Source organism: Rahnella sp. RcJ3, from assembly GCF_009498575.1.
Taxonomy (GTDB): domain Bacteria; phylum Pseudomonadota; class Gammaproteobacteria; order Enterobacterales; family Enterobacteriaceae; genus Rahnella; species Rahnella aceris.
Genome location: NZ_QSNX01000007.1, coordinates 199,824 through 220,621, shown reverse-complemented (window position 1 = coordinate 220,621; position 20,798 = coordinate 199,824). Strand labels below are relative to the sequence as shown.

Annotated in this window: 16 protein-coding genes; 7 read left to right on the top strand and 9 right to left on the bottom strand. The window is 52.9% G+C overall.

Annotation, left to right across the window (positions count from 1 at the left end; genetic code table 11):
• Positions 1-70 precede the first annotated feature (70 nt).
• Positions 71-1,390, bottom strand: coding sequence for a xylose isomerase (xylA, locus tag DXU84_RS11700; protein ID WP_112197501.1), 1,320 nt, complete (start codon positions 1,388-1,390; stop codon positions 71-73).
• 381 nt (positions 1,391-1,771) lie between these two features.
• Between xylA and xylF the strand changes: the two genes are divergently transcribed.
• From xylF to xylR, 4 genes are all read left to right on the top strand, one after another.
• On the top strand, positions 1,772-2,764 hold the full coding sequence (xylF, locus tag DXU84_RS11695; protein WP_015690054.1) for a D-xylose ABC transporter substrate-binding protein: 993 nt from the start codon (positions 1,772-1,774) through the stop codon (positions 2,762-2,764).
• Between the two features lie 101 nt (positions 2,765-2,865).
• Positions 2,866-4,371 (top strand): xylose ABC transporter ATP-binding protein, encoded by a 1,506-nt coding sequence (locus DXU84_RS11690; protein ID WP_112197508.1) that lies wholly within the window; start codon positions 2,866-2,868, stop codon positions 4,369-4,371.
• A complete protein-coding gene (gene xylH / locus DXU84_RS11685) occupies positions 4,364-5,563 on the top strand; it encodes a xylose ABC transporter permease XylH (protein ID WP_153375788.1) in 1,200 nt (399 codons plus the stop codon). The genes DXU84_RS11690 and xylH overlap by 8 nt, the downstream gene beginning before the upstream one ends.
• Before the next feature lie 181 nt (positions 5,564-5,744).
• Entirely contained in the window at positions 5,745-6,932 is a 1,188-nt protein-coding gene (xylR, locus tag DXU84_RS11680; protein ID WP_013575882.1) for a D-xylose utilization transcriptional activator XylR, read from the top strand.
• Positions 6,933-7,000: 68 nt separating this feature from the next.
• Here xylR and yicI read toward each other — a convergent pair whose 3' ends face one another.
• The 3 genes from yicI to DXU84_RS11665 all read right to left on the bottom strand — a co-directional run bounded on the left by yicI (position 7,001) and on the right by DXU84_RS11665 (position 12,012).
• On the bottom strand, positions 7,001-9,325 hold the full coding sequence (gene yicI, locus DXU84_RS11675; protein ID WP_153375786.1) for an alpha-xylosidase: 2,325 nt from the start codon (positions 9,323-9,325) through the stop codon (positions 7,001-7,003).
• 30 nt (positions 9,326-9,355) lie between these two features.
• Entirely contained in the window at positions 9,356-10,723 is a 1,368-nt protein-coding gene (locus DXU84_RS11670; RefSeq protein ID WP_153375784.1) for a glycoside-pentoside-hexuronide family transporter, read from the bottom strand.
• A 215-nt stretch (positions 10,724-10,938) separates the two neighbouring features.
• Positions 10,939-12,012 (bottom strand): sugar ABC transporter substrate-binding protein, encoded by a 1,074-nt coding sequence (locus tag DXU84_RS11665; RefSeq protein ID WP_013575879.1) that lies wholly within the window; start codon positions 12,010-12,012, stop codon positions 10,939-10,941.
• A gap of 318 nt (positions 12,013-12,330) precedes the next feature.
• On the opposite strand from DXU84_RS11665, the gene DXU84_RS11660 reads away from it, so the two are divergent.
• The gene (locus DXU84_RS11660) at positions 12,331-13,482 is read left to right on the top strand and encodes a PQQ-dependent sugar dehydrogenase (RefSeq protein ID WP_131637832.1); all 1,152 of its coding nucleotides are present in this window, start codon (positions 12,331-12,333) and stop codon (positions 13,480-13,482) included.
• A gap of 66 nt (positions 13,483-13,548) precedes the next feature.
• Here the strand turns inward: DXU84_RS11660 and DXU84_RS11655 are convergent, their stop codons facing one another.
• Positions 13,549-14,832 (bottom strand): MFS transporter, encoded by a 1,284-nt coding sequence (locus tag DXU84_RS11655; RefSeq protein WP_037034447.1) that lies wholly within the window; start codon positions 14,830-14,832, stop codon positions 13,549-13,551.
• Positions 14,829-16,250 (bottom strand): M20 family metallopeptidase, encoded by a 1,422-nt coding sequence (locus tag DXU84_RS11650; RefSeq protein WP_153375782.1) that lies wholly within the window; start codon positions 16,248-16,250, stop codon positions 14,829-14,831. The genes DXU84_RS11655 and DXU84_RS11650 overlap by 4 nt, the downstream gene beginning before the upstream one ends.
• 156 nt (positions 16,251-16,406) lie before the next feature.
• Here DXU84_RS11650 and DXU84_RS11645 point away from each other — a divergent pair, with 156 nt between their 5' ends.
• The gene (locus tag DXU84_RS11645) at positions 16,407-17,330 is read left to right on the top strand and encodes a LysR family transcriptional regulator (protein ID WP_153375780.1); all 924 of its coding nucleotides are present in this window, start codon (positions 16,407-16,409) and stop codon (positions 17,328-17,330) included.
• A gap of 3 nt (positions 17,331-17,333) precedes the next feature.
• Here the strand turns inward: DXU84_RS11645 and DXU84_RS11640 are convergent, their stop codons facing one another.
• Positions 17,334-18,047, bottom strand: coding sequence for an HAD family phosphatase (locus tag DXU84_RS11640; protein WP_013575874.1), 714 nt, complete (start codon positions 18,045-18,047; stop codon positions 17,334-17,336).
• 92 nt (positions 18,048-18,139) lie between these two features.
• A complete protein-coding gene (locus DXU84_RS11635; protein ID WP_013575873.1) occupies positions 18,140-18,481 on the bottom strand; it encodes a GlpM family protein in 342 nt (113 codons plus the stop codon).
• A gap of 308 nt (positions 18,482-18,789) precedes the next feature.
• Here DXU84_RS11635 and DXU84_RS11630 point away from each other — a divergent pair, with 308 nt between their 5' ends.
• Positions 18,790-20,001, top strand: coding sequence for a serine hydrolase (locus DXU84_RS11630; RefSeq protein WP_013575872.1), 1,212 nt, complete (start codon positions 18,790-18,792; stop codon positions 19,999-20,001).
• 71 nt (positions 20,002-20,072) lie between these two features.
• On the opposite strand, the gene ybjG is transcribed toward DXU84_RS11630, so the two are convergent.
• Positions 20,073-20,678 carry an undecaprenyl-diphosphate phosphatase gene (gene ybjG / locus DXU84_RS11625; protein WP_153375778.1) on the bottom strand — a complete coding sequence of 202 codons (606 nt, stop codon included), beginning with the start codon at positions 20,676-20,678 and terminating at the stop codon, positions 20,073-20,075.
• Positions 20,679-20,798: the final 120 nt, after the last annotated feature.

The window sequence follows — 20,798 nt, the reverse complement described above, 5'->3', positions numbered from 1 at the left end:
CCGAATCTGTAACGATTAACGCCCTGCAATTCCGCGCGCAGCGGGCAGGGCGTCAACTTATTTTAGCCGGTTAACCAAACAGATAGCGGTTAACCAGATTCTCCAGACGCTCCTGCTGACCGCTCTGGTGCTGAGGGGACAGCGCGTTGTGTTGCGCATAGTTGCTCAGGGATTCCAGTGACATTTTGCCTTGCAGGATCTGCTGGCCCAATTCTGTGTTCCAGCCAGCGTAACGTTGGGCAACATGCTTATCCAGTTCACGGCTTTCAATCATACGGGCTGCCACTTTCAGCGCCAGCGCCATGGTGTCCATTCCACCGATATGGCCGTAGAACAGGTCATATTTATCGGTGCTCTGGCGACGAACTTTTGAGTCAAAGTTCAGGCCTCCGGTGGTGAAACCGCCCGCTTTGATGATTTCATACATCACCAACGCATTTTCTTCCACGCTGTTCGGGAACTGATCGGTGTCCCAGCCACACTGCGGGTCGCCACGGTTTGCATCGACGGAACCGAAGATACCCAGAGCAATTGCGTTAGCAATTTCATGGTGAAATGAGTGACCCGCCAGCGTGGCGTGGTTGGCCTCGATATTCACTTTGATCTCTTTTTCCAGGCCAAACTGTTTCAGGAAGCCATAGACGGAAGCGACATCATAATCATATTGATGCTTGGTCGGTTCCTGCGGTTTAGGTTCGATCAGCAGGGTGCCCTGGAAGCCAATTTTGTGTTTGTGCTCAACGACCATCTGCATGAAGCGACCCAGTTGTTCGCGTTCCTGACGAAGATCCGTATTGAGCAGGGTTTCGTAGCCTTCACGGCCGCCCCACAGCACGTAATTTTCGCCCCCCAGTTGTTTGGTGGCATTCATGGCGTGCACAACCTGCGTTGCGGCCCAGGTATAAATTTCTGGATTAGGATTGGTCGCCGCGCCTGCGCCGTAACGTGGATTGGTGAAGCAGTTAGCTGTACCCCACAACAATTTTACACCGCTGGCTTCCTGCTTTTGCGCCAGTACATCAGTCATGATGGCAAAATTATTGACGTATTCTTTAATTGATGCCCCTTCCGGCGATACGTCAACGTCATGGAAGCAATAGTAAGGCACGTTCAGCTTCTGGAAGAATTCGAAAGCGACATCCGCTTTACTTTTAGCCAGCTCCAGCGCGTCACCGGGATGTTGCCACGGGCGGTCAAAGGCGCCCACACCGAACATGTCATTACCATTCCAGCAGAAGGTGTGCCAGTAACAAGCCGCGAAACGCAGATGCTCAGCCATCGTTTTGCCGAGGATCACTTCTTCAGGGTTGTAATGACGGAATGCCAGCGGATTAGTGCTGTTAGCACCTTCGTAGCGAACTGCGTCGAGCTTGTCGAAATATGCGTGCATTGATAACTCCTTGAAAACGGGCCCAGCGGGACTGGGAGGCTGAGGCTCTATCTTCGGAGTTGACGTGACATCCCACAATTACGTTATTTCACACTCAATTTAATAGAATTATTAAGTGTGCGGCAGATCGCATAAATAACCTTTTTTCTTGTCGTTTTTATCCGTCTTCCACGATATCTCGATAATAAAAGTATCTGGCTTGTGCATATTACAATCAAACTATGATCCCCATCATAATTCCTAAAATAAACAAAAAATCGTAATGCAGTGATTAAAATCTGCAATTGCCGATTAATTACCCAGCGACAACAATCCTTGTGTCATTGCTGTACGCACTTCTCTGTATCTGCCTCTACTTATTCTTATAAAAGGTCTGACATGATGAAAATGAATAAAGTAATTCTTTCTGCCTGTGCCGCATTAGTGCTTTTTAGCCAGTCAGGGTTAGCGAAAGAAATTAAAATTGGTATGGCTATTGATGACTTACGTTTAGAGCGCTGGCAAAAAGACCGTGATATTTTTGTGGCTAAAGCCAAAACGCTGGGTGCGGATGTTTTTGTGCAATCCGCAAACGGCAATGAAGAAACACAAATGGCGCAGATTGAAAATATGATCAACCGTGGCGTCGATGTGCTGGTCATCATCCCGTATAACGGCGAAGTGCTCAGCAACGTGATCGCCGAAGCGAAGCAGGAAGGCATCAAGGTGCTGGCCTATGACCGCATGATTAACAACGCGGACATTGATTTTTATATCTCTTTCGACAATGAAAAGGTCGGGGAGCTGCAGGCACAAAGCCTGGTTGAGCGTGTGCCGCAGGGGAATTATTTCCTGATGGGCGGCTCGCCGGTGGATAACAACGCTAAGCTGTTCCGCGCAGGACAAATGAAAGTGCTGAACCCGCTGATCAAAGACGGGAAGATTAAAGTTGTGGGAGATCAGTGGGCCGATGGCTGGTTGCCGGAAAACGCCCTGAAAATTATGGAAAATGCCCTGACGGCCAACAACAATAAAATTGATGCCGTGGTGGCGTCTAACGATGCGACGGCCGGTGGTGCAGTACAGGCTCTGTCAGCGCAAGGGCTGGCAGGGAAAGTGGCGATCTCGGGTCAGGATGCCGATCTCGCGGCGATCAAACGTATCGAAGCCGGTACTCAAACCATGACCGTTTATAAACCGATTACCAAACTGGCCAATGACGCTGCCGAAATCGCGGTGCAGTTAGGCAAAGGGGAAACCCCGAAATCCAATGCCACATTAAATAATGGCAAAAAAGACGTGCCGTCTTATTTATTAACACCGATCCCGGTGGATAAAAATAATATTGAAAGCACCGTGGTGGCCGACGGATTCCACAAAAAATCAGACCTTTAATTTTTCAATATTTTCTATAGAAACAACACTTCCCCCCGGAAGTGTTGTTTCTGCTGGAGGTGAAAGTGCCAGAACAATATGAAAAATTACCGTTGCTGGATATGCGCAATATCACCAAGCGGTTTGGTGCAGTAAAAGCCGTTGATAATATTAGTCTGACGTTATCTGCGGGTGAAGTGCTATCGCTGTGTGGCGAAAATGGATCGGGTAAATCCACGTTAATGAAAGTGTTGTGCGGTATTTATCCGCAAGGAACGTTTGAAGGTGAAATTTATTTTTCAGGAGAACGTCTTACTGCGAAAGGTATCCGTGATACCGAGCAAAAAGGGATCGCCATTATTCATCAGGAACTTGCGCTGGTTAAGCAACTGAGTGTGCTGGAAAACATGTTTCTGGGTAATGAATGGGGCAGTTATGGGCTGCTGGATACCGACAAAATGTATCTGCGTTGTCAGCGCATGCTGGCGCAGGTCAAACTCAATATTGATCCGCATACGCTGGTCGGGGAACTGGGGCTCGGGCAGCGGCAACTGGTTGAAATTGCCAAAGCGCTGAACAAGCAGGTCCGTTTGCTGGTGCTGGACGAACCGACGGCATCATTGACCGAAAGTGAAACCGCGATTTTGCTCGATATCATTCGTGACCTGCGCCATCACGACATCGCCTGTATTTATATTTCCCACAAACTCAATGAAGTCAAAGCCATATCGGACAAACTGTGCGTGATCCGCGATGGTCGTCATATCGCCACCTGCAATGCCGCCGGAACGTCGGAGAAAGAAATTATCGCCATGATGGTGGGGCGTGAACTGACGGAACTCTTTCCGCCGCGTGAACGCCAGATCGGTAAGGAAATATTAAGGGTGGAAAATCTTACTGCCTGGCATCCGGTTAACCGGCATATCAAACGGGTGGATAACGCCGGTTTTACGTTGCGTGAGGGCGAGGTGCTGGGTGTCGCCGGACTGGTGGGGGCCGGAAGAACCGAAATGATGGAGTGTTTATTTGGTGTTTATCCGGGACGCTGGTCTGGCGATATCTGGCTGCAAGGCGAGAAAGTGCAGATCACCGATTGCCGCGATGCCATGCGGCGCGGGCTGGCGATGGTGCCTGAAGACCGTAAACGTGACGGCATCGTGCCGGTTATGGCCGTTGGCAGCAACATTACACTGGCGGCGTTAAGCCAGTTCAGCGCTGGCGGTGTTCTGCGCGAAGCCGAAGAACAGCACAGCATCAGTGAGTCAGTGAAACAACTCAAAATCAAAACCTCTTCTCCCGAACTGGCTATCGGGCGTCTCAGCGGTGGCAATCAGCAAAAAGCCATTCTGGCACGGTGCCTGCTGCTAAAACCTAAAATCCTCATTCTTGATGAACCGACGCGCGGGATCGACGTCGGGGCAAAACATGAAATCTACAAACTGATCGGCCAGCTGGCGGCGCAGGGCATGGCAATTATCGTCATCTCATCAGAGTTACCCGAAGTGCTGGGACTCAGCGACCGCGTGGTAGTCATGCATCTCGGACAGGTCAAAGCCTGTCTGGATAACAATAATTTAAGTCAGGAACAGGTCATGGAAGCCGCATTGAGGAGTGAATCTTATGTCTAAATTTCCCCAACCAGGAACCCCGTCTGCGCCTGCAACTCAGGGTGGGGCCGACGCGTTATTTTCGATGCAGAAACTGAAGAGTATTAACCTGCAGGTGTTCGTCATGCTGGCGGCCATTGCGGTGATTATTGTCTTCTTTAGCGTCACCACTGACGGCGCGTATATCAGCGCACGTAACGTGTCCAACCTGCTGCGTCAGACCGCCATCACCGGCATTCTGGCTGTAGGCATGGTCTTTGTGATCATCTCAGCGGAGATCGACTTGTCCGTCGGTTCCATGATGGGGTTACTGGGTGGAGCGGCGGCGATTTTCGATGTCTGGCTCGGCTGGCCTTTGCCGCTCACCATTGTGGTGACCCTGGCATTAGGGCTGCTGTTGGGCGCATGGAATGGCTGGTGGGTAGCATATCGTAAAGTCCCGTCATTCATTGTCACACTGGCCGGAATGCTGGCGTTTCGCGGCATCCTGATTGGTATCACCAGCGGCACCACGGTATCACCGACGACACCTGCAATGTCGTTAATAGGTCAGAGTTATCTGCCGGATTCTTTCGGTTTTGGTATTGGTGCGATTGCGCTGGCCCTGTTTATTGGCTGGCAGTGGCGCAGGCGCAAACAGCGGGCGGTGCTGGGTTTGCCGCTGACCGCAGCAAAAAGTGATGTGACCCGCCAGGCACTCACTGCGGTTATCGCGCTGGGCGCTATTTACCTGCTCAACGATTATCGCGGCGTGCCGACGCCGGTGTTGATTCTGATGGCGCTGATGTTGGGTGGCATGTTTATGGCCTCCCGCACCGCATTTGGCCGTCGTATTTACGCTATTGGCGGCAACATTGAAGCGGCGCGGTTATCCGGTGTTAATGTCGAGCGCAGCAAGCTGGCGGTGTTTGCGATAAACGGTCTGATGGTAGCGATTGCCGGTTTGATCCTCAGTTCGCGGTTGGGGGCAGGTTCGCCTTCGGCGGGGAATATCGCGGAACTGGATGCCATTGCAGCCTGCGTTATTGGCGGAACGAGCCTGGCGGGTGGTGTCGGCAGCGTAGCCGGTGCGGTTATGGGGGCTTTCATTATGGCTTCGCTGGATAACGGCATGAGCATGCTGGATGTACCAACGTTCTGGCAGTACATCGTTAAAGGCGGGATTTTACTGCTGGCGGTCTGGATGGATTCGGCGACCAAACGACGTGCATAAAGTCAGCAGAGATGGCAGTGATGACGGGCGGTCACTTAGGAAAGTCTGAGCAACCTCACAAATTCACTAAGCTAAATCTACGTAAGCCATGGCGTTGTGCTATTGACCAACCCAATCAGCCTCATTCATGAGTACAAATGAATGAGGCTTTAGTCTATGAGAAAACCGGTGAGAGACAGGCATGTTTGAAAAACGTTATCGGATCACGTTGTTATTTAACGCCAACAAAGTCTATGACCGTCAGGTCGTCGAAGGCGTGGGTGAATACCTTCAGGCCTCACAAAGCGACTGGGATATCTTCATTGAGGAGGATTTCCGCTGTCGCATAGACAACATTAAAGACTGGCTTGGTGATGGTGTGATCGCCGATTTTGATGACCGTGAAATTGAAACGTTGCTTGAAGGTCTCAATGTGCCGATTGTCGGGGTGGGCGGGTCTTATCATCAGGAAGAAGATTATCCGCCGGTGCATTATATCGCTACCGACAACTACGCACTGGTTGAAGCGGCCTTTATGCACCTGAAAGAGAAGGGGATTAACCGCTTCGCGTTTTACGGTTTGCCTGATGCCGGGGGAAAGCGCTGGGCGCAGGAACGCGAGCACGCGTTCAGAAAACTGGTGTCTGCTGAACAGTATCAGGGTGTGGTCTATCAGGGGATGGAAACCGCACCGGAAAACTGGCAACACGCTCAGAACCGGCTGGCGGACTGGATCCAGACACTGCCGCAGCAAACTGGCATTATTGCGGTTACCGACGCCCGCGCACGTCATCTGTTACAGGTGTGCGAGCATCTGAATATTCCTGTACCAGAAAAGCTTAGCGTCATTGGTATCGATAATGAGGAACTGACGCGCTACCTGTCGCGTGTTGCCTTGTCATCCGTGGTACAGGGCACGCGCCAGATGGGCTATCGCGCCGCGAAACTTCTGCATCAGTTGCTGGATCAGCGTGATTTACCGTTACAGCGTATTCTGGTGCCGCCGGTAAAAGTGGTAGAACGCCGCTCAACGGATTTCCGATCACTGCGTGATCCGGCCGTCATTCAGGCGATGCATTACATCCGTTACCATGCCTGCAAAGGGATTAAGGTTGAACAGGTTCTCGATGCCATCGGCATGTCGCGTTCTAATCTTGAGAAACGGTTTAAGGATGAAACCGGACAGACGATTCACGGCGTGATCCACGAAGAAAAACTCGACCGCGCCCGCAACCTGCTGGCCGCTACCTCGATTTCCATCAATGAGATCTCGCAGATGTGCGGATATCCGTCGCTGCAATATTTCTATTCGGTATTCAAAAAAGGCTATGAAATGACCCCTAAAGAGTACCGCAGCATTCATGGCGATAGCGTGTATCAGGATGTCTGAAAGCCGCATAAAAAAATGCCCCGTTCAGTGACGAACGGGGCATGAATACATTGATACCAGAGAATAAATTACAGTGTTATCACCACCGGACCTGCACCGGCAGCCGGGGTCAGCAATATCCCCAGCGCCCCTTCTTTCTGCGCAGCACCGCTCACTTCCCTGACCGATTTCTGATTGCGCAGGCACAGTGTCCAGCCTGATGCCTGGCCTTCCCGGGTTACTGTAATTACGCCATCCCGCCGTTCGGCTTTCAGGATGAAGACGGTTCTCCCGCTCAGATCGGTGATCACGCTTTCTGCCACCGCGCCGTCTTCCAGCTCGAACAGATGGAATTCAGGCTGCTGGCTGTAATCATAATCCGGCTTCTGATTATTACTGCCAAGCGCCAGCAAGGTATTCGGACGAACATATAACGGCAGGCTGTCGAAGCCATGCTGCTGACGATGCCAGCGCGAACCTTCGGCCACGTCGTTGCTCAGAAGGTGCGTCCAGCGGCCTTCTGGCAGATAGAAATTGACATCGCCTTCTTCGCTGAAAACGGGGGCGACCAGCAGATCATCACCAAGCATATATTGGCGGTCAAGATAATCGCATGCCGGATCGTCAGGGAACTCCAGCACCATGGCGCGCATCACCGGTGTTCCGTGGCTGGCAGCCTGGGCTGAAGCGGGGTAGAGATACGGCATCAGGCGGCATTTTAGCTGCGTGAACTGGCGCACCACATCGCAGGCTTCATCGTCATACACCCACGGCACCCGATAGGATTTGCTGCCATGCAGGCGGCTGTGGCTTGAGAGCAGGCCGAACGCGCACCAGCGTTTGTAGATGTGCGCCGGTGCAGTATTTTCGAAACCGCCAATGTCGTGGCTCCAGAAACCAAAGCCGGATAATCCGATGGATAACCCGCCACGCAGGCTTTCAGCCATCGACTCGTAAGTGGCGTAGCAGTCACCGCCCCAGTGAACCGGGAATTGCTGCGCCCCCACCGAGGCGGAACGGGCGAACAGCACGGCTTCGTCTGCGCCGAGTTTATCCTGCAACGTTTCGTATACCAGTTTGTTGTACACAAACGCGTAATGATTATGCATTTTTTGCGGGTCACTGCCGTCGTGCCAGACGACGTCGGTTGGGATACGTTCGCCGAAGTCGGTTTTGAAGCAATCGACGCCCATATCCACCAGACGTTTCAGATGGCCCGCGTACCATTCAGCGGCCTGCGGATGAGTGAAATCCACGATGCCCATACCAGCCTGCCATTTATCCCACTGCCAGACACGGCCGTCAGGGCGTTTGAGCAGATAACCTTTTTCTTTACCTTCACGGAAAAGCGGTGATTTCTGGCCGATGTACGGGTTGATCCACACACAAATTTTCAGGCCGCGCGCTTTCAGGCGCTGCAACATACCCTGAGGATCAGGGAAAGTTTGCGGATCCCATTCAAAATCACACCACTGGAAAGCCTTCATCCAAAAGCAGTCAAAGTGGAAAACATGCAGTGGCAATTCACGTTCCGCCATGCCGTCAATAAAGCTGTTGACGGTCGCTTCATCATAGTTGGTGGTAAACGAGGTGGTCAGCCACAGGCCAAACGACCAGGCGGGTGGCAGTGCAGGGCGGCCGGTCAGACGGGTATAACGATCGAGCACTTTTTTCGGCGTCGGGCCATCGATAACGAAATACTCGAGATATTCGCCTTCCACGCTGAATTGCACTTTGGAGACTTTTTCTGAGCCGACTTCAAAAGACACACATTCAGGATGATTTACCAGCACGCCGTAGCCGCGGTTTGTCAGGTAGAACGGAATGTTTTTGTAAGACTGCTCAGTGCTGGTGCCGCCATCGCGGTTCCAGGTTTCGACAGTCTGGCCATTTTTGACCAGCGCGGTGAAACGCTCACCCAGACCATAAACCGTTTCGCCAACGCCCAGATCCAGGCGTTCCATCATGTAGGTTTTATGCGAGTTTGTGTCCTGAACATAGCCGTTAGATTTCGCGACACTGCCGGTGATCCGGCGGCCATGGCGCAGGAAGTCCAGCGTCCAGTTATTACCTTTGGTGACGCGAACACTCAGATCACCGCTGTGCAGCGCGGCGAATTCATCGTTGTCTTCAAAGCGCAGTTCGGGGGTGTCGGTTTGCATTAACGGATAATGCGGGCCTTTATCCATTTCGCCATCAAAATGAGTAATACGTACACCCATCACGCCGGTTTGCGGCGAGAAGAAACGCAGCGTAAAAAGTGGCGAGTCCAGTTGGCTGGCGCGTTCCGAGGCATCTTTCGGCGCAGCATAAATCACCATCTCATTACCTGAGCGTTGTACTTCAAACACCTGAAGCGGGTGTGTGAGTGACAATCCTTCCTGGATCAACCAGTTACCATCACTGATCTTCATAATGTCTCTTCCTTTTAAACTTCATCCAATTTATTTCATAAATTCTTGCTGATTGCGGCGGATGCCTTGTGCGACTTCATCAAGAATGCGGCGTAGCAGCGGGGTACGAAGAATGTAATAGCGTTTACAGATGATGGCGCTCAACAGGTAGCAAACTGCCGGAACCAGGGTGAACAGCGCGATAATGCTGGTCATGGTGGCTGCATTTTGGGTGGCGGCACCGGACTGATAACCAGCACCGGCCAGCATCCAGCCGATCATGGCGCCGGCCAGAGCCAGACCGAGCTTCAGAACAAACAGGGTACCGGCGAAGCTGATACCGGTCAGGCGTTTGCCATCGTTCCATTCACCGTAATCTACGGTGTCGGACATCATTACCCACTGAATTGGCGTGACCAACTGATGCAGAACGCCGAGAACGAAGATGAAGATAAACATCAGCACGCTGCCGTTCACCGGCAGGAAGAACATGCCGAGGCTCAGAACCGCCAGAATGGCGTTGGTCCACCAGAAAACACTGACCTTACATTTCCAGTCGGTCAGCGGTTTTGCCAGCGCACTGCCTAACAGGTTACCGACGGAATAGACGCCAAGGAACCAGGCGAACAGCACCGGATTGCCGAGAATGTACGTCACGTAATACATCATGGCGCCGCCGCGAACCGCGACCGCAATGATGTTGAGGATGGTCAGCAGGCCGACAATACGCCACTGGTCGTTGTGCCAGATATCACGCAAATCTTCGCGCATGGTGCCGGTCGGTTTGCCCGGATCGATACGTTCTTTGGTGGTGGCAAAACAAATCGCCAGCATCACGGCCGCGACAATCGCCAGCACCGCAATCCCGCCCTGATAACCGAGCGCCTGATTTTCTCCGCCGATCAGTTTAACCAGCGGCATCATCAGCACGGTACTTAACATGCCGCCAGCAGTGGCCAGCACGAAGCGATAGGATTGCAGTGAAATACGTTGCGTCGGGTTAGAGGTAATCACACCGCCAAGGGCGCAGTAAGGAATGTTGACCACGGTATACATCAGCGTCAGCAGGGTATAAGTGATAGCGGCGTAAATCATTTTGCCGGTCATACTCAGCTCTGGCGTGGTGTAAGTGAATACGCAGACGATGCCGAAAGGAATGGCGCCAAACAGCACATAAGGGCGGAATTTCCCCCAGCGCGTTCGGGTGCGGTCTGCCAGTAATCCCATGCAGGGGTCTGAGATCGCGTCCAGTGCGCGGGCCAGCAGGAACATCGTACCGACATAACCTGCAGGAATGCCGAAAATATCGGTATAGAAAAACATCATGTAGAGCATGACGTTATCGAAAATGATATGACTGGCGGCGTCGCCTAATCCGTATCCAATCTTTTCCTTGACCGAAAGGATTTCTGTACTCATTGCTTCAATGTCCATATGAAAAGGGTGAGTACGTTTTTAACGGTTGGCGGGGGCCTGAGGCTATTGAGATTTTTGTTTCTGAAATTATGTTTCTTTATTTCTGTGATCGCACAGTGCAAACGGAGGATAGTTGAGCGGGAAAAGTGTGGAGGAAGAGCCTGATACGGGGCGGATAGATGCGGAAAAAACCTCCCGTTTCCGGGAGGCTCCGATGTTTATTTTTTATATTTTGCTTCCAGCGTCGCAAACCACGGTGCGGTGAAATCTTCAGATTTACCCCAGCCAGGAATGATTTTGCTCAGACCGGTCACGTTGATGCCGTCCGGTTGGCTGAGAAGCAGAGATTGCGGAATGGTCTGTGCCGGGAATTCATAGGTTGCAGGGGTTTTCTCACCGGCAATTTTAAGCGCCACAATTCGCAGGTTAACCGCGCCAATCAGCTGTGTATCCACTGCAGCGGTCATCTGCCACGGGCTGCCTTTTTCGCGCATCAGTTGTAAATCCTGATTCGATACATCAATGCTGTAGAGTTTGATCTCGGTACGGCCATTTTCTTTCAGTGCTTTATACGCGCCCTGACTGAAGGCGTCCCATGCGCCCCAGATGGCATCAATCTGACCTTTCGGGTACTTCGCGAGGATTGCACCGACTTTGTTCGCTGTATCGCCCTGCACGTCAGAAGACACTGCGCCGATAGATTCCAGCTGATGAATGCCCGGATTCTCTTTCAAAATAGCTTCGTAGGTTTTCTGGCGGCGTTCCATTGGCGGGAAACCGGCTACCCACAGTTTGACGATATTAGCCTTACCGTTGAAGTCTTTCACCAGCTGGCCGACAGAAGCTTTCGCCAGTGAGGCATCGTCCTGACGGGTGACGGTCACGCCTGGAATGTTTTCCGGCACTTCGGTATCAAATGCGGAAACCGCAATACCTGCTGCCGCAATGCGTTTTGCCAGCGCTTCGGAATACGGGCCGCGTCCCTGGGACAGGATAATGCCGTCGTATTTCTGGCTGATGGCCTGATTCACGAAATCCTGAAATTTGGCGTCATCGCCATTACTCAGAAAGGTATCCACTTTAAAGCCAAGCGCGCGGCCTTGTTTAATGGCACCGGCCAGGAACTGCGTGGTGTTATCGTCGGAGCCAAGATTACGGATAACTGCGATGCGCACGGGACCGTTGTGCTGGGCGATAGCCGCCGGAACGGGCGCAGGTGTTTCACCGGCAGCGAAGGCCGGTACAGTGGAAAACAGGCTTAATGCCAGCAGGGATGCGGATATTTTTTTCATTATTGAACAGCTCCGTCGGACGCGATGTTTTTTCTGGTGTTTTTTTTGGTAAATCCGGGAAGGCAATGCGGCTTTCCAGATTGAGGATGTACAGAAGTCTGTCTGTCTGGACGTCTATTCTGTCGGAGCAGTTTACCGGTATGTTACGAAAGAAGGAATGCTTTGTTGTTATTATATTTAACAGTGTTGTTATTCCTGTGGGTTATAGCGGATGCGCAGCCTCTGAGCAAAATCAGGCACATGGCCTAAACTGAATTTTTGTCTGCGATTTTTACATTGATTGTTCATTCCTCTAATACAGCCTCCGGGAGAAGCCTTATGCCATTTTCTTTCCGCGACACCTTATTGCCTGCTTTTGCGCTGGTGATGTTAACCACCAACGTCTCTGCTGCGCCGAAATCCCCCGTCCCGCCGCCACTTGTCAGCGCGCAGGTCACTGAACTGGCAAAAGGGCTGGATCACCCGTGGTCACTGGCTTTTTTGCCTGATAATCAAGGGGCGCTGATTACCGAACGCAGCGGGCAACTGCGACTTTGGAAGCAGGACGTTGGATTATCCGCACCGCTGAAAGGTGTACCGGCCGTGTGGGTCGCCGGGCAGGCCGGTTTGTGGGATGTCCGTTTGTCGCCAGATTTTGCCAGTAACCGCCGGGTGTATCTCACCTTTGCGCAGCCGGGTGAAAAAGGTGAACCGCATGCTGCGCTGGGCTATGGCACGTTGACGGCGGACAATAAAACCCTGACGAATTTTAAGGTCATTTTCGTACAGCAACCGGCGTTGCAAAGCGGCATTAATCTCGGCGGGCGCATCGCCTTCGATCAGAAGGGAAATATTTTCCTGACGACCGGTGACAATAATCAGCGCATCAACGCCCAGCATCTGAATCAGTTGCAGGGCAAGATTTTGCGTCTGACACCGGAAGGCGGCGTGCCGCAGGATAATCCGTTTGTTCAGGACAAAAGTGCGAAGCCGGAAATCTGGACTTTCGGCAACCGTAATCCGCAGGGACTGGCAGTTAATCCGTGGAGCGGGGTGTTGTGGGAAACCGAACACGGTCCGCGTGGCGGCGATGAAGTGAATCTGCTGAAAGCGGGTAAAAACTACGGCTGGCCGCTGGCAACCTTCGGGATTAACTATTCCGGGCAGCCGATCCCCGAAGCCAAAGGCACCACATTAGCGGGGGCGGAAGATCCGATTTATTACTGGGAAGTTTCACCGGCATTAAGCGGCATGGCGTTCTATAACGTGCAAAAATTCCCGCAATGGAAAAACTCGCTGTTTGTCGGCGCGCTGGCAGGAGAATCGCTGATCCGCCTGACGCTCGACGGCGAAAAAGTCACGCATGAAGAGCGTTTACTCAGTGACCGTAAGGAACGGATCCGCGAAGTGCAGGTGGGTGCAGACGGATTTGTGTATGTGCTGACCGACGATCGCGACGGCAAGTTGCTGAAGGTGGCACCGCAGGGTTAAGTCCTGAAGGGTTAACTCAATAAAAAGGCGGGCTATTTCAGCCCGCCTCAGTTTCAGTCAGCGCAATCAGCGTTGCGTTCTTTGCGCCTTGAACAGGGCCCAGACGCTGAGCAACCCGACCATCATCAGGTAGTAGCCCGGTGCCAGACTGCTGCCGGTGGCGGAAATCAGCAATGTACAGATGAATGGCGCGAAGCCACCAAACACGGTCACGGCGACGTTGTAGCTGATCGCCATCCCGCTGGCGCGGGTGGTGATCGGGAACAGGTCAGCCATCATCGACGGCACGGTGGAGAAATACACCGATTTCAGTAGTGCCAGCCAGCTTATCAGCAACAACAAGGACATCGCCGAAGTGTGTTGCAGCATCAGCCAGAATGCCGGATACACGGTCAGCAACAGCAGAATAAGCGATCCCCACATCAGCGGCAGACGGCCAATTTTCTCCGCCCACAGGCCCATAACGGGCGTTACTACCGTCAGGATAATCCCGGCTGCCAGTGTGGCGCTGAACCCCGCCGAAGCAGGCAGATGCAGTGTTTTGGTGGCGTATGTCGGTACGTAGTTCAGCATATAGTTGATGGCAGTAGACACCACCATCAGGCCAATCGCGGTAAAGAACAGACCTTTTTGCGCACGCACGATTTCTTTCAGTGGCGACGCGGTTTTCTCGGCCTTGCTGAAACTTTCCGATTCCCGGATATGACGGCGGATGTATAAACCGACCGGTCCGATCAGCAGCCCGAAGATAAACGGAATACGCCATCCCCAGTCCTGCAGTTGTGTTTCACTCAGCACTGCCGATAAGCCCAGCCCGAATGCCGATGCCAGCAGCGTACTCGCGCCCTGTGTCGCGAACTGCCAGCTGGCGATAAACGCTTTGCGTTCCGGGAAGTGTTCGACCAGAAAGGCCGTCGAACTGCCGAATTCACCGCCTGCCGAGAAGCCCTGAATCAGACGAGCTGCCAGGATTAACAACGGAGCCGCCATGCCGATGGTTCCGTAAGACGGCGTGATAACGATAATCAGGCCGCCGATCATCATCAGGCTGATGGACAGCAACAGTGAGGCTTTGCGTCCGTGTTTGTCTGCATACGCACCCAGCACAACCGCGCCGAGCGGGCGGATCAGGAATGACACGCCGAAACTGCCAAACGTCAGTAACAGGGAAACGGTCGGATCGGATGTCGGAAAATAGGCGTGAGCAATGTAGCTGGCGAAAAAACCGTAAATCGCGATATCAAACCATTCCAGCGCGTTACCGATACAGGTCGCAAAGAGGGTTTTCATCAGGCTTGGCTTTTCTGTCGCGTTGCCGGTTGTATGGGATGACGCCGTTAACTGGCTCATTTGGCACCTCCGGCGTGATCAATATGCTGAGCGAGCAGGGCGGTACCATGCTCGCCGAAATCCCATAACAGACGGGTCATGATCGCCAGCCCCTCGCGGGCGACGGAAATCAACATGTGCTCGTTGACGCCATGCTGACCGCAGGCCGGATACGAATGCGGAACCCACAACGTCGGCAGGCCGAGAATATCGGCAAAAACGTCATTGGGCAGTGAACCGCCGAGGTTCGGTAGCAGCGCCGGTTTTTTGCCGGTAGTTTGCTGCATGATGTTCAGCGCCCAGCCGACCAGCGGGTCGGTCGGGTCGAAACGGGTGGCCGGTGAACCGCGCATAAATTCCACTTCAACCTGTGGGAAACCCTGTGCATCAAGATGGTCACGCACGTGTTTCGCCAGGTTTTGCCAGTCAGTGCCGACCACAAACCGTAGCTGACACACTGCCGTGGCGTTGCCGGGAATCGCGTTCATCGGGCGCTGCGGATTACCGGTCAGGAATGACAGCACTTCCAGCGTATTCCAGGCATACAAACGCTCGGCTGGCGTCAGACCGGCTTCTCCCCAGTCCGGGTCGATCTGCGGATCACTTTCGCCGCCACCGACGTCAACATCACGGAGAATGTCTCGCACTGCCTCACTGACTGCAGGCGGTTTAAGCGCTTCCACCTGCAGTTGCCCCTGCTGACTGACCAGCGAGGCCAGCGCATTGGCCAGCTGAATGCCGGGATTGGTCAGCAGACCGCCCCAGTTGCCGGAGTGATAGGCGTTGTCGCGGGCATTGATGGTCAGACGGAAATTGACCGCGCCCCGCGAGCCGAGGAACAGCGTCGGGCGCACAGCACTCAGGCGCGGGCCGTCGGAGGCCAGGAAAATGTCGGCGCTGAGTTGGTCGTGATAGTTGCGGCACAGTTCGGCCAGCCCCGGCGAGCTGATTTCTTCACCCATTTCGAACAACAGTTTGCAGTTAAAGCCGAGACGGCCACCACGTGCTTTGAAGATTTGTTCCAGCGCCGCAATATTAACGCTGTGCTGGCCTTTGTTGTCGGCGCTGCCGCGTCCGTACCAGCGGTCACCTTCTTCTTTCAGCGTCCATGGCGACAAATCACTGCGCCAGTTTTCATCGTCGCCGAACACCACGTCGCCGTGGCCATAGCTCAGTATGGTGGGCAATTCGCTGTCTTCAATGCGTGTAGCAATCAGGAAAGGACGATTGGCGGCATGAGGATTTTCCACGCTGAGCAGGCTGAAACCCATCGCTGAAAGTGCCGGTTTAATCTCTTCATCGAGATAACGTGCCAGTTCAGCGTCTCGCTGATTGCTCTGGCTTTCGGTGGCAATAGCCACCCTGCGTGCCAGTGTTCTTTTGTATTCACCCTGATCGAACCAGGCTAATGCCTGTTCAACGATATTTTCCGCTGTCATGAATAACCTGCTTTTTAATGTTTTGAGGATTTATTGTTGGTTTTTTTAGCAGTTTCACTCTACGCGCGGCGCAAGCGTTGCCACAATAATAATAATTGCAACTTAGCGTTGCTTTTATTGTAATGCTTGTCTGCACAGTTATGAGGCAATACGGCCATGCAAAGTACGGAAATTCGCTATTTCCTGGTAGTGGCAAACACCGGTTCGCTGAGTGCGGCGAGTAAGCAATTATTTGTCGCAGTGTCTGCCATCAGTCGCCAGATCCAGCGCCTCGAAGAACGTATCGGTGCGCCGCTTTTTGAGCGTCATGCCCGCGGCATGGTGCTGAACGATGCCGGACAAATTCTGGAAAACCATGTGCGCAAAAGCATGATGGACATGGAACACGCCATGGCAGAAATCCAGGGTTTGAACGCGGTACGCCGCACGGTGATCCGCATGGCCTGCACCGACGGGCTGGCGTTTGATTTGCTGCCGCAGCTGTTTTCACAGTTCCGGCTGAACAATCCGGGTGTGATGTTTTATCTCAACGTCGGCACGGCGGTGGAAGTGTCGGAGATGATCCACAACGGCGAAGTGGAACTGGCGTTGCAGTTCAGTCTGGTGGCGGAGCGCGGTGTGGATATTCTGGCGTCTTTTCCCGCGCCGGTGCGCATGGTGATGCGTCCGGATCATCCGCTGGCGGAATCTGAGGTGCAGCTGACGGATTTGCACCCGTACCCGCTGGCGATGAACGAGCAGGGCAGCACCATCCGCCAGTTGTTTGATTTGTCCTGCCGGATGAGCGGCATTTTTCTTGAGCCTGCGGTGAGTTGTAACCGTTTCTCGACGTTGTACGATTTTATGGTGCAGACACCGGGCGCGATTGCGGCATGCAGCCATTTTTCCATTATGTACAAAGCGCGCCGCGACAATTTGCGGGTGAAACCGGTAAATATTGAACAACTGAGTCAGCGTACGTTGCAGTTGCAGTCACCGGCAGGCAAGCGGCGTCCGGCGGCACTGAGTCAGTTCATCGATTTTATTCGTGATGAACTGACGCGTGAAAACGAGAATTTTATTCGTGATTTCCGGCTGTAGCCGTCAGCATGCGTCTTGTTGCCGATGCGCGTAGCGTGACCAGTGCAGGTTGTGCCAGCCTTTTGCAGCAGCGAGCTTTTGCAGGGGCTCGCTGGCATTAATGACCGTAGCGACATCGGCAAACTCCAGCAAAGGCTGATCATAAAGCGTATGGCTGTAGGCGAAAATTTGCTGATAGAACGTCGGCTCGCGATTCTCCAGCCACAGTTTTAAGCGCTCAAGACGCCCCTCATGAAAGGTCAGTTTACCTTCGACCCTGCCGCTGAAACGCTGGTTAACGATACCGGCTTGCAGCCCGAGTCCGGCATTCGCACCCAGACGTCGGGCGACCGGCATGACCAGATGGTCGCCCGATGCGGAGATAATCAGGATTTCATCCCCGCGCATACGGTGCCAGTCGAGCCGTTCACGCGCCTGCGGATAAACCCGTGGCATGATATCCCGATGGATAAACCGCTGAACCCAGTTCGCCACGGTGGCACAGTTCAGGCCGCTCATGGGCTGTAACGTCTGAGAAAGATAGCGGCGGTAACGCTCGGTGGTTTGCGGGCAAATAACACCGCTGGCCGGAGTATTGTGCTGATGAACGGCATTCAGCCGGTAATGACTGAGTTCATCGCGGGGGGTGTAGCCCTGCGAAACCAGCCAGTGCAACCACAGATTGTGACTGTCATCGCAAATCAGCGTGTGGTCGAGTTCAAATATTGCGAGATCCATGGGGCGGATTCCCTCATCTGAAAGCCTTCATTCAGCGTAGCGCAATTTCAAATATTGAGTGTTTTGTGAACAACATTGTCACGCGATCTTCATCAGGCGTGAAAGCGAGTCCACAGGCTTATCAGCAACCATGCTGCCAGTGACCAGCAGACCACGGCGCCAAACAGGGCGTAGGGGAGTTTCATCGAGCCGATGAAGAAATACAGAGAAATCAGATACACCATGTAAGGGATAACGGCCCACAGTCCGAAAATAATGGTGGTGCGCAGGGCTTCAATGCTGCGTTCGGTGCCGACGATATAATGGGCAATCAGCGCAAAAGTGGGGAACAGCGGAACCAGTCCGGCAATGTAATAATTGCGGGTTTTAGACAACACGCCGATCAGAATCACAACCAGTGCGCCAATCAGCGCTTTTACCACCAGACCTGTCATTGATGCCCCTGCGCCTGTTCACTCGCATTGATTTCTGTGGTGAATAAGCCCTTTATTGTTATAGGTATTTTGTATGTGATTTACAGACAAACTGCCCCAGCCGGATGGAATGGTCAAGTGCTTACTGCTGTTTTTATCATCAGTTGAATCTGCGCAAGCAGCGGAAAACTCTACTATTCTTAAGATCTTTACACTATTTAGGTTTATTCCCGACCCGGAAAGCAGTAGGTTTTACCTCTGACAGAGTTGCACAATCTGATTGAAAGATAAGATAAATTTCAGTTACCCGGACAAAAGCGCTGATACCTATGACAATTTCTTCCCAATTCAAACGGACTTTCATTTACGCGCTGGGCGGTGGAGTATTGCTGCTGGCGCTGCCTGCCGCTCAGGCGGATAACGCCCCGGTCGCGCCGCAGATTAACGCGAAATCCTGGGTACTTATGGATTACAACAGCGGGAAGATCCTGACGGAATCTAATCCCGATGCGCGTCTTGACCCTGCCAGCCTGAGTAAAATCATGGTCAGCTATGTGGTCGGGCAGGCGATCAAATCCGGCAAAATCAAATCAGATGATCTGGTTTCCGTCGGTAATGACGCCTGGGCAACCGGCAATCCGGTGCTGCGCGGCTCCTCCCTGATGTTCCTCAAACCGGGCGACCGCGTGCCGGTTTCTGAGCTTAACAAAGGTATTGTGATCCAGTCAGGTAACGACGCCAGTATTGCGCTGGCGGATTTTGTGGCGGGCAGCCAGGATTCATTCGTCAATCTGATGAATCGCTATGCCGAACAGCTGAAACTGCAAAACACCCATTTCAAAACCGTTCACGGGCTGGATGCGGACGGGCAATATACCTCAGCTACTGACATGGCCCTGTTGTCGCAGGCGCTGATCCGCGATACGCCGGATGAATATGCGCTGCACAAAGAAAAAGAATTCACCTTCAATCACATCAAGCAGATTAACCGCAACCGCCTGTTGTGGAGCTCTAACCTGAACGTTGACGGCATCAAAACCGGTTACACGTCGGGCGCGGGCTACAATCTGGTTTCTTCCGCCAGCGATTCCACCGGCATGCGTTTAATCGCTGTGGTGATGGGTGCGCCAAGCGACAGGATCCGTTTTAATGAAAGCGAAAGCCTGTTGACCTGGGGTTTCCGTTTCTATGAAACGCTCACGCCAATCAAGGCGGGTGATGCCTTTACCAGCCAGCGCGTCTGGTTTGGTGAGGAGAAAATGGTGCCACTCGGCGTGGCTGAAAATGCCTCGCTGACCATGCCTAAAGGCCAGCTGAAGAATCTCAAGGCCAGTTTCAATCTGACCAGTCCGCAGCTTGAAGCACCGCTGGCGAAAAATCAGGTAGTGGGTACAGTAGATTTCAGTCTGGACGGCAAGGTCATCGAACAGCGTCCTCTGGTGGCGTTGCAGGAAGTGAAAGAAACCGGTTTTATTGGCCGTATCTGGGACTTCGTGATGATGAAGATCAGTGGATTGTGGGGCAGTATTTTCGGCAAATGATAATCTGCTGACATAAAAAACGAGGCTCAGGTGGCCTCGTTTTTTTATGCTTTGAATAACGGAGCAGGGGATCAGTGCTGAACCCAACCTTTCTTGATCGGGAAAGCAAAACCGAAACGGTAAACCTTGCACATCAGGGCATTAATCGGTTCGCCGAACAAGTTCCACACCAGTTGCGCGAACAGGCACCCCAGCATACCTACCAGGAAGCCGCCCAGCATATCCAGCGGCCAGTGCACACCAAGGTAAACGCGTGACCAGGCGATCGACAAGGCGGTTACCATCAGTAAAGCACCTGACCAGACACGGTGCCAGAACAGGAAGGCCAGTGCGAAGGTGAAACTGACTGTACCGTGATCACTCGGGAAGGAATCATCCGGTGAATGATGCAGGAAGTTATAACCAAAACCTTCCACAAAAGGACGGGCATGAGGGAACAACATGGAAAACGTTTTAGCCGTCGTCATCGCAAAAAGAAGCGCAATGGCTGTCTTACTGATCATTTCGCGTTGCTTATCGATACGCTCCTGATGGCCCCACAGCCACAGGCCGATAATCAGCAGCGGGACAATCATAATCAGGTCATTAGCCAGAAAAGTGGCCAGCTGAATCAGCGCTTTCGGCGAATCCGGTGTGGCGTTAATCCATAGAAAAATCAAATGATTTAGTTGCTCCATAATACTACCCTCATTTATACAGGCCAAAATAGCCATCAAAAGAATCCGGTAACTTGCTGACAGGACGAAAAAATTTCAGATACGTTAATTTGTGCTGCCCTGCAGGTAAAGGGGTCTGGT

Excerpts from the sequence above, each read along its gene's own strand:
- xylA (WP_112197501.1), bottom strand. The coding sequence starts at position 1,390 with ATGCACGCATATTTCGACAAGCTCGACGCAGTTCGCTACGAAGGTGCT.
- xylF (WP_015690054.1), top strand. The coding sequence starts at position 1,772 with ATGAAAATGAATAAAGTAATTCTTTCTGCCTGTGCCGCATTAGTGCTT.
- DXU84_RS11690 (WP_112197508.1), top strand. The coding sequence starts at position 2,866 with ATGCGCAATATCACCAAGCGGTTTGGTGCAGTAAAAGCCGTTGATAAT.
- xylH (WP_153375788.1), top strand. The coding sequence starts at position 4,364 with ATGTCTAAATTTCCCCAACCAGGAACCCCGTCTGCGCCTGCAACTCAG.
- xylR (WP_013575882.1), top strand. The coding sequence starts at position 5,745 with ATGTTTGAAAAACGTTATCGGATCACGTTGTTATTTAACGCCAACAAA.
- yicI (WP_153375786.1), bottom strand. The coding sequence starts at position 9,325 with ATGAAGATCAGTGATGGTAACTGGTTGATCCAGGAAGGATTGTCACTC.
- DXU84_RS11670 (WP_153375784.1), bottom strand. The coding sequence starts at position 10,723 with ATGAGTACAGAAATCCTTTCGGTCAAGGAAAAGATTGGATACGGATTA.
- DXU84_RS11665 (WP_013575879.1), bottom strand. The coding sequence starts at position 12,012 with ATGAAAAAAATATCCGCATCCCTGCTGGCATTAAGCCTGTTTTCCACT.
- DXU84_RS11660 (WP_131637832.1), top strand. The coding sequence starts at position 12,331 with ATGCCATTTTCTTTCCGCGACACCTTATTGCCTGCTTTTGCGCTGGTG.
- DXU84_RS11655 (WP_037034447.1), bottom strand. The coding sequence starts at position 14,832 with ATGAGCCAGTTAACGGCGTCATCCCATACAACCGGCAACGCGACAGAA.
- DXU84_RS11650 (WP_153375782.1), bottom strand. The coding sequence starts at position 16,250 with ATGACAGCGGAAAATATCGTTGAACAGGCATTAGCCTGGTTCGATCAG.
- DXU84_RS11645 (WP_153375780.1), top strand. The coding sequence starts at position 16,407 with ATGCAAAGTACGGAAATTCGCTATTTCCTGGTAGTGGCAAACACCGGT.
- DXU84_RS11640 (WP_013575874.1), bottom strand. The coding sequence starts at position 18,047 with ATGGATCTCGCAATATTTGAACTCGACCACACGCTGATTTGCGATGAC.
- DXU84_RS11635 (WP_013575873.1), bottom strand. The coding sequence starts at position 18,481 with ATGACAGGTCTGGTGGTAAAAGCGCTGATTGGCGCACTGGTTGTGATT.
- DXU84_RS11630 (WP_013575872.1), top strand. The coding sequence starts at position 18,790 with ATGACAATTTCTTCCCAATTCAAACGGACTTTCATTTACGCGCTGGGC.
- ybjG (WP_153375778.1), bottom strand. The coding sequence starts at position 20,678 with ATGGAGCAACTAAATCATTTGATTTTTCTATGGATTAACGCCACACCG.